Below are 14,520 nucleotides of genomic sequence, written 5' to 3'. Positions count from 1 at the left end.
GCCGGTCAGGCAGCCGGGATCTCCAGCCGGCTGATCCGCAGTCCGCCGTCGTCCGCGCCCGGGTGTCCGCTCGTCAGGGTCAGCCGCAGCCGTGAGCCGCGCACACCGTCGAAGGTGATCACGGTCGGCGCGTCGGACGCGTCGGCCCAGTCGACCGTGGCTCCCCGCACCGGCAGACAGCGGTGCCCGTCCCACACCGACACCTCCACGGTCGCCGGACGGGTGTGGGTCGCGTCGACGGTGAAGGAGACCTCGACGCGGTCGATCCGGCGGGGGCGCGCCCAGGAGACCGAGACCCAGTCGCCGGCGCGGGCTCCGGCGAAGGCGGGGAGCAGGGCGGTCGCCGCCTTGTGGAAGGCGTTGGACCACCCGGTCGCGGGGTCGCCGTCGAGCATCGCGGCCGGGAGGCTGTCCGTCCGGCCCGAGTAACTGGCGTCCGGGAAGGGATGGTCCGGGACGGCAGGATGCTCGGGGGCGAAGCGCGGTGCCGGGGTGGTGGCGCCTGGCCCGGCGACGGTGAGGCGTGCGGTCGCGGTCCCCGCGCGGAGCCCCTCGGCGCGCCCGGTCACCTTCAGCGCGCCCGCCCGTGTACCGGACCGGACGACGGCAAGTGCCTTGCCGTGAAAGGCCGTTCGGGTGCTCGCCTGGTAGCGCTCGGCGCTCTCCTGGCGGCCGTTGTCGAGACCGGCGAGCGATCCACCGTCGGCGTCGAACGTGATGAGGTGCTCCGCGTCGGGCACCACGACACCCCGCGCGTCGACGATCTCGGCGGTCACGAACACCAGGGACCGGCCGTCCGCCGCGAGGGACGGGCGGTCGGGTGTCAGACGGACGGCGTGCGGGGCTCCGGCGGTCCGCAGCACGTCGGTCGCGACGACGCGGCCCGCACGGCGGGCCACCGCCTTCAACTCGCCCGGCCGGTAAGGGACTTTCCAGGTGAGGTGCAGTTTTCCGGCGCTGCCGTTGGGGCTCGTGTAGCTCCCGGGATGCGGGCCGTCGGTGAACGTCCTGTCGTCGCCCGTCGCCTCCGTGGTCTCCAGGTAGGTCCGCCCGTCGCCGGTCCTCTTGGTGTCGAACGTGCGCGTGCCGAGGGACTCGCCGTTGAGGAACAGCTCCACGGTGTCGACGTTCGCGTAGGCCCAGACCTCGACGGTCTCCCCCGCCGGGTGGTTCCAGCTCATGGGCAGCAGATGGACCATGGGCTCGCTCGTCCACTGGCTCCTGAACAGGTGGTACATGTCCTTCGGGAAACCGGCCGTGTCGACCGCGCCGAAGAAGGAGGCCTTCACCGGGAACACGTCGTAGGGCGTGGGTTCCCCGATGTAGTCGATGCCGGACCAGAGGAACTGGCCCGCGAACCAGCGGCGGTCGCGGTCCTTCTTGTGTCCGTACTCGCCGCTCATCGTCCAGGAGGCGAGGTTGTTGTCGTAGGAGGAGACGGCCCGCCGGCCCGGGGTGTGGTTCTCGCCGGTGTTGAGGTGTTCCGGCTCCTGGTACGTGGAGCGGGTGGACGTCTCGGACGACGACTCGGACTCGAAGAGGAACAGGTGCGGGTAGGCGGCGTGCAGGGCGTCGACGGACTTCGCCGTGTTGTAGTTGAGGCCGAGGCCGTCGAGCTTGGCGAGCATGAGGTCGGCCGCCGAGCCCTTCGCCGGGAGGCGGCGGTACTTGTCCGAGCCGATGACGAGCGGGCGGGTGTCGTCCGCCGCCCTCACGGCGCCGATGATGCGGTCGGCCATGGCGAGGCCGGCGGTGGAGGTGGAGTCGGGTATCTCGTTGCCGATGGACCACAGCACCACGGCGGGCGAGTTGCGGGCCGCGAGGACCATCTCGGTGGCGTCCCTCTCGCACCACTCGTCGAAGAAGCGCCCGTAGTCGTAGGCCGTCTTGCCGGTGCGCCAGCAGTCGAAGGCCTCCACCATCATCACGATGCCGAGTTCCTCGCAGACCTCGACGATCTCCGGCGAGGGCGGATTGTGCGAGGTGCGGAAGGCGTTGACCCCCATCGACTTCATGATGGTCATCTGGCGGCGCACGGCGTCGACGCTGACCGCCGCGCCGAGCGCGCCCTGGTCGTGGTGCAGGTCGACGCCCTTGATCTTGGCGTGGACGCCGTTGAGGTGGAAGCCCTCGTCCGGGTCGAAGCGCACGGTCCGGATGCCGAAGCGGGTGCTGTAGGTGTCGACGACGGTGGCCCCGACCCGCAGTTCGGTCTCCAGCGTGTACCGGTTCCCGGGGGTCGCGAAGTCCCACAACCGGGGTTTCCCGACGGTCAGTTCGTGGGTCACGTCGGTGTGGTCGCCGACGCCGACCGTGCTCTCGGCGCGGGCGGCCGTGCGTCCGTCGGGGCCGACGATCCGGGATGTCACCCGGACGTCGGCGGGGGCTCCGGAGTCGTTGACGACCGTCGTGCGGGCCCGGACGACCGCCCGTTCCCCGCTGACCTCGGGCGTCGTGACACGGGTTCCCCACCGCGCCACATGGACCGGCTCGGTCACGACCAGACGGGCCTCACGGTAGATACCGCTGCCCGAGTACCAGCGACTGCTGGGGAGTTGGTTGCGCACCCGGACCGCGACGACGTTCTCGGTGCCGCCGTCCGTGTGCAGCAGACCTGTCAGGTCGAAGGCGAATCCGGTGTACCCGTACGGGTGACGGCCCACCTCCTGGCCGTTGCAGTACACGGTGGCGTCCATGTACACGCCGTCGAACTCCACGGAGACGCGCCGGCCGGTCACGGCGGGGGGCAGGGTGAACGCGGTCCGGTACCAGCCGAGGCCGCCGGGGAAGAAGCCGGTGCCGCTGGTGGTCCCATGCTCCGTGGTGGGTGTCTGCTCGATGCTCCAGTCGTGCGGGACGGCCACCGAACGCCACGCCGAGTCGTCGTAGCCGGGCCGCTCGGCCCCCGCGTAGGCGCCGGAGGGGTCGGTGGCGCCGCCGGGGTCGACCAGCGCGAACCGCCAGCCGTCCCGCAGCGCGATCGTCCGTCGGCCCGTACCGCGGCCGGGAACCGCCGCCGCGACTCCGTCCGCTGCCGCCAGGGCGCCGACGGCGGGGACCGCCGTTCCCGCGATCAGTACCGACCGTCGAGTGATCGTCATGGCGGCTCTCCCCCATCAGGGCGCATAAGTCATCACTATTGATCGTGAACAAACAGATTCTGACGGGAGGCAACACGGGACCGTCAAGGGTCCTGACACCACTTCCGCCCCGGCCTTCACATCGGCCGAAAACCTCCGTACGAATGGCTGTCGGGAGCATCCCCGTTCGGGGGTGCCCACGCCGTACAGGCCCTAGGCTGGAAGCGGAATGACGCGCTTGTTCACTGTGGGTGTGCGCAAGGGAAAGTGGCGACGATGAGCTCGGTCCATCCTCTCGACGAAGCCGCCACTGCACGGGCGGTCATCGACGGGAACGGCATCCTGATCCGCTGGAGCGACGGCGCCCGGCGGCTGCTGGGGCACGCCCCCGAGGAGGTCGAGGGCCGCCCGGCCGCCGACCTGCTGGCCCCCGGGGTGGAGATCGAACCGCCCGGACCCGCGGGTCGCCGCTGGGACGGCGTGCTCGCTCTGCGTCACCGCGACGGACAGGTCGTCGACGTCTGGCTGCTCGCCCACCATCTCGACGGCACCGACGACTGGCTGCTGGTCACCCCGCTCGACGGCCGGCAGCCCCGGGCCCAGGACGACTCGCTCATCCGCGCGGTGCTCACCCAGTCGCCCTGCGCCATGGCCGTCTACGACGAGCGCCTGCGGCTGTACGGGATCAACGACGCGATGTCCCAGGTGATCGGCCTCCCCGAGGACCGGATCCGGGGCCTGACCGTCGCGGAGATCGGCGGCAGACCGGCCAGCAGGGAGATCGAACGCGAGATGGCCGACGTCCTCGCCTCCGGCCGGGGACGCGACGTGGAGACGTACGCCCGCGCCGGCGGTGAGGACCGGGCGCACGCCTGGCTCGCCCGGATCGCCCCGCTGACCGACGCCGACGGGCGGGTACGCGGGGTGTGCGTGGCCGTCCACGACGTCAGCGAGCAGTACCGGGCCCGCGAGCGGCTCCAGCTGGTCAACGAGGCGAGCGTGCGGATCGGCACCACCCTGGACGTCACCCGGACGGCCGAGGAACTCGCCGACGTCTGCGTGCCGGCCCTCGCCGACTTCGTCAGCGTCGATCTCCTGGACCCGCCGGAGAACGGCGGCGAGTACCGCTCCGGGCCGCCGACCACCCCGGTCACGCTGCGCCGCGCCGCCCACCGGTCGGTGAATCCCGGCTCCCCCGAGGCGGTCGTACCGCCCGGCACCCTCGACGTGTACCCGGCGACCTCCCCCCAGGCCGACTCCCTGGTCGCCGGCCGCCCGCTCGTCGCACCGAACGCCGACGGCACGCTGGAGCAGTGGCTCGCCTGGGACGAGCGCCGCGGCAAGCGCGTCGCGGAGTACGGCGTCCACACCACCATGTCGGTGCCCATCGCGGCCCGCGGCAAGACCCTCGGCGTCGCCGTCCTCAGCCGGTTCTCCCGGCCCGAACCGTTCACCGCCGACGACGTCCTGCTCGCCGAGGAGGTCACGGCCAGGGCCGCCGTCTGCATCGACAACGCCCGCCGTTTCTCCCGGGAGCGGGAGACCGCGCTGGCGCTGCAGCGCAGCCTGCTCCCCCAGTCCCTGCCCCGGACCGCCGCCCTGGAGGCGGCCTCCCGCTATCTGCCCGCGGCGCGTGCCGGGATCGGAGGCGACTGGTTCGACGTCATCCCGCTGTCCGGGCTGCGGGTCGCCATGGTCGTCGGCGACGTCATCGGCCAGGGCATCCAGGCGTCCGCGACCATGGGCCGGCTGCGCACCGCCGTCCGCACCCTCGCGGACATCGACCTCGCCCCGGACGAACTGCTCACCCACCTCGACGACCTCGTCGTGCGGCTGTCCACCGAGGCCGGCTCCGAGGGCACCACCGGCGAGGTCGGCGCCACCTGTCTGTACGCGGTGTACGACCCGGTGTCGCGCCGCTGCACGCTCGCCCGGGCCGGCCATCCGCCGCCCTTCGTGCTGCCGCCGGACGGCCCGCCCCGCCAGATCGACGTACCTCCGGGACCGGCGCTCGGCCTCGGCGGACTGCCCTTCGAGTCCGTCGAACTGGAGCTGGCCGAGGGCACGGTGCTCGCGCTGTACACCGACGGTCTGATCGAGAGCCGTGAACGGGACGTCGACGCCAGCCACCGGCTGCTCTGCGGGGCCCTGAAGGAGTCCGCGCAGTCCCTGGAGAGAGCGGCCCACGCGATCCTGCGGGCGCTGCTCCCCCCGGGCGGCGCGCCGGACGACGTGGCGCTGCTGCTCGCCCGTACGCACGGACTCGCCGCGTCCAACGTGACGACCTGGGAGATCCCGGCCGACCCCGCGCTCGTGGCACCCGTCCGCAAGCAGGTCGCCGACCAGCTGGACCTCTGGGGGCTGACGGCGGCCACGTTCACGGCGGAGCTGGTGGTGAGCGAACTGGTCACGAACGCCATCCGCTACGGCGAATCGCCCATCCGGCTGCGGCTCATCCACGACGACGAGACCCTGATCTGCGAGGTGTCGGACAGCAGCCACACAGCGCCGCACCTGCGCCGGGCGAAGACCTTCGACGAGGGCGGACGCGGGCTGCTCCTCGTCGCGCAGCTCACGCAGCGCTGGGGCAGCCGGCACACGCCGGAGGGCAAGACCATCTGGGCGGAGTTGTCTCTCCTCGGCGAGGAGTGAGGGCGCTCAGCGGGAACGGGTGTCACGTCTGATGTGATGGGCCGCGCCGCCATCACCGCCCGGAGGACCGAACCCTGAACAGCCCGCTCATGCCCAGCGTCGTCCCGCCCTTCCCCGGCGGCACCGGCGCGAGTGGCACCCCCCTCGCCGACGCGCTCTCCGCTGGTCCGGGCGCCCACCTCGCCGCGCCGCTCGCCGCCGCGCTCGGCAGCCCGTTCGCCGAGGCGCTGTCCGTCGTCCTGCTCGTGGCCGTCCTCGTCTGCGCGGTGGTGCGGCCGTTCAACTGGCCCGAGGCGGTCGTGGCCGTGCCCGCCGCGGGCCTGGTCCTCGTGACGGGGGCCATCTCCTGGGACCACGCGCGGGCCGAGGCGGGACATCTGGGACCCGTGATCGGCTTCCTGGCGGCGGTGCTCGTCCTGGCCAAGTACTGCGACGACGAAGGGCTCTTCCGGGCCTGCGGCGCGTGGATGGCCCGCTGGGCCGCCGGGCAGCCCGGCCGGCTGCTGACCGCGGTGTTCGTGCTCGCCTCGGCGATCACTGCGGTGCTCAGCCTGGACGCCACGATCGTGCTGCTCACCCCCGTCGTGTTCGCGACCGCCGCGCGCATGGGGGCCCGGCCCAAGCCGCACGTCTACGCGTGCACGCACCTCTCGAACACGGCCTCCCTCCTGCTGCCGGTCTCCAACCTGACCAACCTGCTCGCGTTCACCACCAGCGGGCTGAGCTTCACCCGGTTCGCCGCGCTGATGGTGCTGCCCTGGCTCGTCGCGATCGGCGCCGAGTACCTGGTGTTCCGGCGCTTCTTCGCCCGCGACATCGCGGCGGGCGCCTCCTCCCGGACGGTCGGGGAGCCGCCGGAACTGCCGCTGTTCGCGCTCGTCACCGTGGGCTGCACGCTCGCCGGGTTCGTCGTGGCCTCGGCGGTCGGCATCGACCCCGCCTGGTCCGCCACGGCCGGGGCCCTCGTCCTGGCCACGCGCGCTCTGGTCCGCCGCCGCACCACCCCGCTCGCCGTGCTGCGGGCCACCGCGCCGTCGTTCCTCGCCTTCGTCCTCGCGCTCGGCATCGTCGTCCGCGCGGTGGTGGACAACGGACTCGCCGACGCGCTCGGCCGACTCCTCCCGGACGGCTCCTCGCTGGCCTCGCTGCTGGGCATCGCGGCGATCGCCGCCGTCCTGGCCAACCTGATCAACAACCTTCCGGCGGTGCTCGTCCTGCTGCCGCTGGCCGCCGGATCGGGGTCGGGCGCGGTGCTGGCCGTCCTGCTCGGCGTCAACATCGGGCCCAATCTGACGTACGCGGGTTCCCTCGCGACGCTGCTGTGGCGGCGTATCGTCCATCAGCACGAACACGGCGTCGACCTGAAGGAGTTCACCCGGCTGGGCCTGATCGCCGTGCCCGCGGCGTTGGTGCCCGCCGTACTGGCCCTGTGGGTCTCGCTCCAGGTCATCGGAGGCTGATGGACATGCGGGTGGTCGTCTGGCTGGTCGAGGGAACGTGGCACGCGTGCGTGGACGCCGTCCGCACGCACGCCCCCGGCGCCACCGACGTGGTGCTGCTGCACGTCGCCGACCCGGGTGTGCCCGGACTCGCGCACGGCGCCTTCGCGGGGCTGCTCGGCCGCGGTCGCTCCGAGGCCGACCCGGGCGACCTCCTGGAGACCCTCGGGACGGCCTCCGGCGCGGAACTCCTCGACGCCGCGGCCGAACGCCTGGGCGGCCCGGCGACGCGGGTGGAGCGCGCGGGCCGGGCCGAGCGCGAGGTGGTCGCCGCGGCCGAGGGCGCCGATCTGCTCGTCGTGGCCCGCGACGGGGATCGGGCACGGCTCGGTCCGCACAGTCTGGGACCGGCCGGACGCTTCGTCGTCGACCACGCGCCCTGCCCGGTCCTGCTCGTCTGGCCGGAACCGGCACCGGACGTCACGACGATGCCACCGCCTCCCCCGCACCCTCCGGAGCCCCCGCACCCGCCCGGGCCCCCGCACCCCCCGCGTCCGTAGCCCACTGCCGCGGCGGACCCCGAGCGGGGCCCGCGAGGTGACGCCGGTTCCGGGACCGTCCGCGCCCGTGATCAGGGCGTACGTGGCCGAAGGGCGACCCCGTGGCGGGGCACCCGCCTTGACGGATCAGGGGCGTACGCGCTTTGATCCTGGCGTGCCGTGGTGCGACCCGGCACGCAGAGGTACGCCCAGCCGGTAGCGGACTCGGTTCAAGTCCGGCCAAAGTCGCCAGGATCGCTCGCAGCGTCCGAGGCGGGGACGTACTCGCGATTGATGGAGCGGACATGCCCCCCGTCAAACGTGCTCTCCGCGCCGGAGTTCTGGGTACCGCCACAGCTCTGGCCGGCCTTCTCGCCCTCGTCGGCTGCGGCTCGGGGAAGGACACCGACGCCTCGCCGAAGACCCCGCGCGGGACCACCGGCGCGCCGGCCCCGTCGTCGAAGCCGAAGCCGTCCCGGACCTCGGCCGAACCCTCGGCCGACGCGGGCCAGCGGTCGTCCGGCGCGCCGAAACCGACCCGCCGTACCGACCCGAAACCGACCGCCGTCCAACTGCCGCCGCTGCACGCGGGCTTCGACTACCAGATCGGCGGCGCCTACCCTCCGGCCGCGGGGGTCCGCATCGTCAGCCGCGACCGTTCCTCGTCGCCCGCGCCCGGCCTGTACAACATCTGCTACGTCAACGCCTTCCAGGCGCAGCCGGAGGAGCGCGGCCAGTGGCCCGCCGACCTGCTGCTGCGGGACGCGGACGGCAAGGTCGTCGTCGACAAGGACTGGGACGAGGCGCTGCTGGACATCAGCACGCCGGACAAGCGCCGCCGGGTGGCGGCGCGCGTCGACCGGTGGATCGACTCGTGCGCCGACAAGGGCTTCGACGCGATCGAGCCGGACAACTACGACAGCTACACGCGTTCCCGGAAGCTGCTGACCGCGGACGACGCGACGGCCTTCATCTCGCTGCTGTCGGCGCACGCGCACGCCCGGCATCTGGCGATCGGGCAGAAGAACACCGTCGAACTGTCCGGGGCCAGGTCCCGGGCCGGGCTGGACTTCGCGGTGGCGGAGGAGTGCGGCGAGTACGACGAGTGCGGTGAGTACGCGAAGGCGTTCCACGACCGGGTGGTCGTCATCGAGTACACCGACAGCGGTCTGCGCAAGGCCCGGGCGGCCTTCGGGAACCGGCTGAGCATCGTGCGCCGGGACGTGCTGGTCTCGACGCCCGGCAGCGCGGACTACGTCCGCCGGACCCGCTGACAGGGGGCCGGGATGACCCGCGCGATACCGCGGCGCCTGGTCCTGGGCGCGGCGGCGGCCGGCGCGCTCGCCGGCTGCGCCGGCCCGTCGGACGGCGTCGGCTCGGACGGCAGAGTGACCGTCGAGCTGTGGCACGGCCAGAACGACACGGCCCGCAAGGCCGTGGAGGCTCTGGTCGCCGAGTTCAACCGCACGCATCCGCGCGTCCGCGTGGACAGTTCGGGCGGCGGGGTGCTGGCCGACGCGATGCTCCAGAAGGTGACGGCCGCGCTCGCCGCCGGCTCGTACCCCGACATCGCCTACGTCTTCGGCTCGGACCTCGCGAGCGTCGCCCGCAGTCCCCGGGTGGTCGACCTGACGTCCGCGCTGCGCGGCGGCAGCCCGCCGTGGACCTCGTTCTGGCCGCCGGTACGGGATGCCGTCACCGTCAACGGCGCCGTGCGCGCCGCTCCGGCGGCCCTCGACTCCCTGGCCGTCGTCTACAACAGGAAGCTGTTCCGGGAGGCCGGGATCCCCTTCCCCGAAGCCGGCTGGACCTGGGACGCGTTCGTCGACACCGCGCGCCGGCTCACCGACTCCGGGCGGGGCGTGTTCGGCACGGGCTGGCCGGGCACCGGCGACGAGGACACCGTCTGGCGGCTCTGGCCGATGATCTGGGACCTGGGCGGCGACGTGGTCGCCGCCGACGGCAAGGGGATCGGATTCGCCCGACAGGGCGCCCGGGCCCTTGCGACCCTCGCCCGGCTGGCCCACGACAAGAGCGTCTACATCGACCCGAAGACCGGCAGCGAGCAGATGTACCAGGTGTTCCTGGGCGGCCGCATGGGCATGGTGGCCACCGGGCCCTGGCAACTGCCCGACATCGGCGCCGCGAAGGTCGACTACGGCGTCGTCCCGCTGCCGTCGTACAGCGGCAGGCCGGTCACCATCTCCGGCCCGGACACGTGGACCGTGTTCGACAACGGCTCGGCCCGCTCCCGGGCGGCCGTCGAGTTCGTCCGGTGGATGGTCCAGCCGTCGCAGGACGCCCGCTGGGACATCTCCGCCGGCGGACTGCCGCTCACCTCGGCCACGGCCCGCCGGCCCGAGTGGCGCCGGCACGCGGAGACCACCAGGGGCCTCGACGTGTTCACCGCCGCGCTGGACTCCGCCCGGGTCCGGCCCGTGCACGCGGCCTACCCGCAGATCTCCCAGGCCCTCGGTGAGGCCGTCGTCTCGGTCCTGCTCGGCAAGGACTCCCCCGCGCAGGCCATCCGCCGGTGCGCGGACCAGGCCGACGCGGCCCTGCTCATCCCCCGGTGACGTCTCCCCGAGACGCTCCCTGCTGACTTCCAGGTGAAGGAGGCCGTCATGTCCACTCTTCCCCGCGCCCTCACGCTCCCCCCGGGCGCCACCGTGAACCCCGCCGCCGCACGCAGCGCCGCCCGCCGCCGTGCCCGCCGCGAGACGGCCACGGCCTGGGGCTTCATCAGCCCGGCCGTCGTCGTGATCCTCGGGCTCAGCATCGTGCCCGTCGTGTGGTCGCTGCTGCTCTCCTTCCGCGCCGACGACCTGGTCACCCCGGGCCGCTGGGTCGGCCTCGACAACTACCACGCCCTCGCCCAGGACCCCAACTTCCGTACGGCGGTCGGCAACACGCTGGTGTACACCGCCCTGTACGTGCCGCTCAGCCTGGTCGGCGGGCTCGTCCTCGCGCTGGCCCTGAACCGCCGTATCCGCTTCATCGGCCTCTACCGCACCCTCGTCTTCGTCCCCTTCGTGGTGTCGGCCACCGCGCAGGGCGTGCTGTTCTCCTTCATCCTCGACCCCGAGTTCGGTGTCGCGAACGCCCTGTTGCACCAGCTCGGTGTGTCCTCGCAGGGCTTTCTCACCGACCCGGACCAGGCGCTCTACCTGCTGGTGCTCATCTCGCTGTGGAGCGGCGTCGGCTTCTGCGTCGTGGTCTACCTGGCCGCGCTCCAGGACGTGCCGCCCGAACTCGTGGAGTCGGCGCGGATCGACGGGGCCGGCCGCTGGCGGGTACTGCGCCACATCACCCTGCCGACCCTCACGCCGGTCACCGTGTTCCTGCTCCTGTGGCAGCTGATCATGGCGCTCCAGGTCTTCGACCTGATCTACGTGACCACGAAGGGCGGCCCGCTGGGATCGACCGCCGTGGTCGTCTACTTCGTCTGGCAGCAGGCGTTCCAGATGTTCACGGCGGGCTACGGGGCCGCCGCGGCGTACGTCCTCGCGGTGGCCCTGCTGGTGGCGGGCGGCGCCCTGCGTCTGGCCCGGCGCCGGCAGGGACGTACGGAAGGAGCGGTGCGATGAGTTCATCCGGGACCTCGCGGCGGCCGAGCGGCTGGCATCTGGCACTGGCGCCGCTGGCGCTGGCCTTCGCGCTGCCGCTGCTGTGGCTGGTGCTCAGCTCGGTGATGTCCGACGCGGAGATCAACCGGTTCCCGCCCGCGCTGTGGCCCAAGGGCATCGACCTGGGCGGCTATCGCTACGTGCTCGGGAACGCCATGTTCCCGCGCTGGTTCGCCAATTCGCTGATCGTCGCCTCGGTGGCCGTCCTGTCGAACCTGCTGCTCGGGGCACTCGGCGGGTACGCGTTCGCCCGGATGCGGTTCGCCGGGTCACGGCTGCTGCTCGGGCTGATGCTGGCGACGATGGTGATCCCCTTCCAGCTCACGATGATCCCCACGTTCCTGGTGATGAAGGAGCTGGGGCTCATCGACACGCTCGGCGCGCTCATCGTGCCGTCGCTCGTCACGCCGTTCGCGGTGTTCCTGTTCCGGCAGTTCTTCCTCGCCCTGCCCCGGGAGATGGAGGAGGCGGCCTGGATCGACGGCTGTTCGCGGCTCCGGGTTCTCTTCTCGATCGTGCTGCCGCTGGCCCGGCCGGCCCTCGCCACGGTCGCCGTGCTCACCTTCCTGAGCACCTGGAACGACCTGTCGTGGCCGCTCATCGCGATCAACCACGACACCCAGTACACCCTGCAGCTCGGCCTGACGACGTTTCAGGGACAGCACCACACACGCTGGTCCGCGGTGATGGCGGGCAACGTGATCACGGTGCTGCCCGTGCTGGTGGCGTTCCTGCTCGCGCAGAAGACCTTCGTCCAGTCGCTCACGTCCAGCGGTCTGAAGGGATAGGCCGTGGAGAAATCCTTCGATCTGCTGGTCGTCGGTGACGCCAACCCGGATGTCGTGGTGGGTCCGCTGCGCGGCCCACTGCGGTTCGGTCAGCGTGAACAGCTCGTCGAGCACGGCGGGTTGGTGCTCGGCGGCTCCGCGGCGATCATGGCGTGCGGGGCTTCCCGCCTCGGACTGCGGGTCGCGTTCGCGGGCCGGGTCGGCGACGATCCGGCGGGCGCCTTCGTCCGTGCCGCGCTCGCCGCGCGCGGCGTCGACGTCGGCTTCCTGGTGACGGACGCCGGTCTGCCCACCCCGCTCACCACGGTCGTCACGGCCGGGGACGGGGACCGGGCCATCCTCACCGCGCCCGGCTGTCTCACGGCGACCGGACCCGAGGACGTACCGCGGGACCTCCTCGCCGCGTCCCGGCACGTGCACACGGCCTCGTTCTTCCTGATGCCCCGTCTGGCACGCGGCCTAGCGGGGCTGTTCGCGCTCGCCCACGACCTGGGGGCGACCACCTCGCTCGACACCAACGACGACCCGGCAGGGCACTGGGACAGGCAGCTCGTGGACCCGGTGCTGAAGGTCACCGACGTCCTGCTGCCCAACGCGGCGGAGGCGTGCGCGCTGGCCGGGGAGCCTCAACTGGTCCTGGCCGCCGCCTTCCTGGCCGGACAGGGGCCGACGGTCGTCGTCAAGGACGGTGCCGACGGTGCCCTCGCGTGCGCGGCGACCCGGCTGACGCGGGTCCCGGCGGTACCGGTCGACCCGGTGGACACGGTCGGCGCCGGCGACAGCTTCGACGCGGGCTTCGTCGCCGCGAGGCTGCGTGGACTCGACCTGTCCGCCTCACTGGCGGTGGCCGCGGCCTGCGGTTCGCTGTCGACGCGCGCCCACGGCGGCACGGCCGCCCAGCCCACCTGGGACGAGGCGACCGCGGCGGCCCTGCACACCTCCGCGGACCCGAACACCGCTCCGCTCCCCTGCACTGCGCAAGACCCCAGCACCCCCGACACCTGGAGCCGTACATGAACGACGTCACCGCCCCGAAGATCGCCTTCGTCGGAGCCGGGAGCGTGGTGTTCACCCAGGGACTGCTGGCCGACCTGTTCACCTTCCCGGAACTCGCGCACGCGCGGATCGCGTTGCACGACATCGACGCGGAGCGGCTCACCACGGCCGAGGGCGCCGCCCGGTACATCGCGGGCGTCCGAGGCGCGAAGCCCGTGATCACCACCCACCCGGACCGGCGATCGGCCCTCGCGGACGCGGATTTCGTCATCAACATCATCCAGGTCGGCATGGACAGCGCCACCCGGACGGACTTCGATGTCCCCGCCCGCTACGGGCTGCGCCAGACCATCGGGGACACGCTCGGCATCGGCGGCATCTTCCGGGCCCTGCGCACCTTCCCCGTGCTCCGCTCCCTCGCCGCCGACATGGCCGAACTCTGCCCGGACGCACTGCTGTTGAACTACACCAACCCCATGGCGATGAACGCCCTCTACCTGAGCCGCGTCGCGCCCGCCCTGCGGGTGACGGGTCTGTGCCACTCGGTGTACTGGACGATGCACGACCTCGCCCAGCTCGTCGGCGTCCCCTTCGAGGAAGTCACCTATCTCGCGGCCGGGGTCAACCACCAGGCGTGGGTGCTGCGGTTCGAGCGCGCGGGCCAGGACCTCCACCCCCTGCTGGACGAGGTGATCGCACGGGACCCGGAACTGCTGCGCAGGGTCCGCGTGGACATGTACCGCAGGCTCGGCCACTACCCGACCGAGACCAGCGAGCACTCCTCGGAGTACGTGCCCTGGTACCTGCACCACGACAGCGAGATCGAGCGGCTGAGGCTGCCGGTCGGCGCCTATCTCGACATCATCGAGGAGAACGCGGAGAGCTATGTGCGCACCCGCGAGGCGCTCGCGTCGGGGACACCCCTGCCGGTCGAAGGCACCCTGGAGTACGCCCCGCAGATCATCCACAGCGTCCTCACCGGCACCCCGCGCACGGTCTACGGCAACGTGCCCAACCGCGGCCTGATCGACAACCTTCCCGCCGACAGCGTCGTCGAAGTGCCGTGCCTGGTAGACGCTTTGGGGATCCAGCCCACCCGGGTCGGCGCGCTGCCGCCGCAGTGCGCGGCGCTGAACAGCGCGTACGTCGCCGTCAACGACCTGGTGGTCCGCGCCGCGACCGACAACGAACCGCGTCACATCCGGCACGCCGCGATGGCCGACCCGGCGACCGCGGCGGCCCTCCCGGTCGAGCGCATCTGGGACCTGTGCGACGACCTCGTACGGGCCCACGGGGAACTGCTCCAACCGGAGTTGCGGGTGGAACTCGGCCACTGAGCCGCGCGAGCGCGGACGGTCCGGAAGGCAGGCGGTACGGCGTCGGCCGGGCGACGGTCCCGG

At 72.5% G+C, this 14,520-nt stretch carries 10 protein-coding genes; 9 read left to right on the top strand and 1 reads right to left on the bottom strand.

The features are described from left to right. Positions 1 to 5: 5 nt before the first annotated feature. Positions 6 to 3,101 carry a glycoside hydrolase family 2 TIM barrel-domain containing protein gene (locus AB0C62_RS13760; RefSeq protein WP_362972653.1) on the bottom strand — a complete coding sequence of 1,032 codons (3,096 nt, stop codon included), beginning with the start codon at positions 3,099 to 3,101 and terminating at the stop codon, positions 6 to 8. A gap of 255 nt (positions 3,102 to 3,356) precedes the next feature. Between AB0C62_RS13760 and AB0C62_RS13755 the strand changes: the two genes are divergently transcribed. The 9 genes from AB0C62_RS13755 to AB0C62_RS13715 all read left to right on the top strand — a co-directional run bounded on the left by AB0C62_RS13755 (position 3,357) and on the right by AB0C62_RS13715 (position 14,457). Then, on the top strand, positions 3,357 to 5,732 hold the full coding sequence (locus AB0C62_RS13755) for a SpoIIE family protein phosphatase (protein ID WP_362972651.1): 2,376 nt from the start codon (positions 3,357 to 3,359) through the stop codon (positions 5,730 to 5,732). An 89-nt stretch (positions 5,733 to 5,821) separates the two neighbouring features. After that, positions 5,822 to 7,192 carry an arsenic transporter gene (locus AB0C62_RS13750; RefSeq protein WP_362972649.1) on the top strand — a complete coding sequence of 457 codons (1,371 nt, stop codon included), beginning with the start codon at positions 5,822 to 5,824 and terminating at the stop codon, positions 7,190 to 7,192. A gap of 5 nt (positions 7,193 to 7,197) precedes the next feature. Further along, positions 7,198 to 7,731, top strand: a complete 534-nt coding sequence (locus AB0C62_RS13745; RefSeq protein ID WP_362972892.1) for a universal stress protein — start codon at positions 7,198 to 7,200, stop codon at positions 7,729 to 7,731. 284 nt (positions 7,732 to 8,015) lie between these two features. Continuing rightward, positions 8,016 to 8,984 (top strand): endo alpha-1,4 polygalactosaminidase, encoded by a 969-nt coding sequence (locus tag AB0C62_RS13740; protein ID WP_362972647.1) that lies wholly within the window; start codon positions 8,016 to 8,018, stop codon positions 8,982 to 8,984. A gap of 12 nt (positions 8,985 to 8,996) precedes the next feature. Then, a complete protein-coding gene (locus tag AB0C62_RS13735) occupies positions 8,997 to 10,286 on the top strand; it encodes an ABC transporter substrate-binding protein (protein WP_362972645.1) in 1,290 nt (429 codons plus the stop codon). A gap of 48 nt (positions 10,287 to 10,334) precedes the next feature. Then, positions 10,335 to 11,297 (top strand): sugar ABC transporter permease, encoded by a 963-nt coding sequence (locus tag AB0C62_RS13730; RefSeq protein WP_362972643.1) that lies wholly within the window; start codon positions 10,335 to 10,337, stop codon positions 11,295 to 11,297. Further along, a complete protein-coding gene (locus tag AB0C62_RS13725; RefSeq protein ID WP_362972641.1) occupies positions 11,294 to 12,124 on the top strand; it encodes a carbohydrate ABC transporter permease in 831 nt (276 codons plus the stop codon). Before AB0C62_RS13730 ends, AB0C62_RS13725 begins: the two co-directional genes overlap by 4 nt. A 3-nt stretch (positions 12,125 to 12,127) precedes the next feature. Then, positions 12,128 to 13,141, top strand: coding sequence for a carbohydrate kinase family protein (locus AB0C62_RS13720; protein ID WP_362972639.1), 1,014 nt, complete (start codon positions 12,128 to 12,130; stop codon positions 13,139 to 13,141). Further along, complete coding sequence (locus tag AB0C62_RS13715; protein WP_362972638.1) at positions 13,138 to 14,457, top strand: alpha-glucosidase/alpha-galactosidase; 1,320 nt, start codon at positions 13,138 to 13,140, stop codon at positions 14,455 to 14,457. Before AB0C62_RS13720 ends, AB0C62_RS13715 begins: the two co-directional genes overlap by 4 nt. The last annotated feature ends 63 nt before the right edge of the window (positions 14,458 to 14,520 follow it).

This window comes from Streptomyces sp. NPDC048643, assembly GCF_040650615.1.
GTDB lineage: Bacteria > Actinomycetota > Actinomycetes > Streptomycetales > Streptomycetaceae > Streptomyces.
The sequence above is the reverse complement of the archived record's forward strand: the minus strand, read 5'-3'. Positions and strand labels throughout refer to the sequence as shown.

Excerpts from the sequence above, each read along its gene's own strand:
- AB0C62_RS13740 (WP_362972647.1), top strand. The coding sequence starts at position 8,016 with ATGCCCCCCGTCAAACGTGCTCTCCGCGCCGGAGTTCTGGGTACCGCC.
- AB0C62_RS13725 (WP_362972641.1), top strand. The coding sequence starts at position 11,294 with ATGAGTTCATCCGGGACCTCGCGGCGGCCGAGCGGCTGGCATCTGGCA.
- AB0C62_RS13745 (WP_362972892.1), top strand. The coding sequence starts at position 7,198 with ATGCGGGTGGTCGTCTGGCTGGTCGAGGGAACGTGGCACGCGTGCGTG.
- AB0C62_RS13750 (WP_362972649.1), top strand. The coding sequence starts at position 5,822 with ATGCCCAGCGTCGTCCCGCCCTTCCCCGGCGGCACCGGCGCGAGTGGC.
- AB0C62_RS13760 (WP_362972653.1), bottom strand. The coding sequence starts at position 3,101 with ATGACGATCACTCGACGGTCGGTACTGATCGCGGGAACGGCGGTCCCC.
- AB0C62_RS13730 (WP_362972643.1), top strand. The coding sequence starts at position 10,335 with ATGTCCACTCTTCCCCGCGCCCTCACGCTCCCCCCGGGCGCCACCGTG.
- AB0C62_RS13715 (WP_362972638.1), top strand. The coding sequence starts at position 13,138 with ATGAACGACGTCACCGCCCCGAAGATCGCCTTCGTCGGAGCCGGGAGC.
- AB0C62_RS13735 (WP_362972645.1), top strand. The coding sequence starts at position 8,997 with ATGACCCGCGCGATACCGCGGCGCCTGGTCCTGGGCGCGGCGGCGGCC.
- AB0C62_RS13755 (WP_362972651.1), top strand. The coding sequence starts at position 3,357 with ATGAGCTCGGTCCATCCTCTCGACGAAGCCGCCACTGCACGGGCGGTC.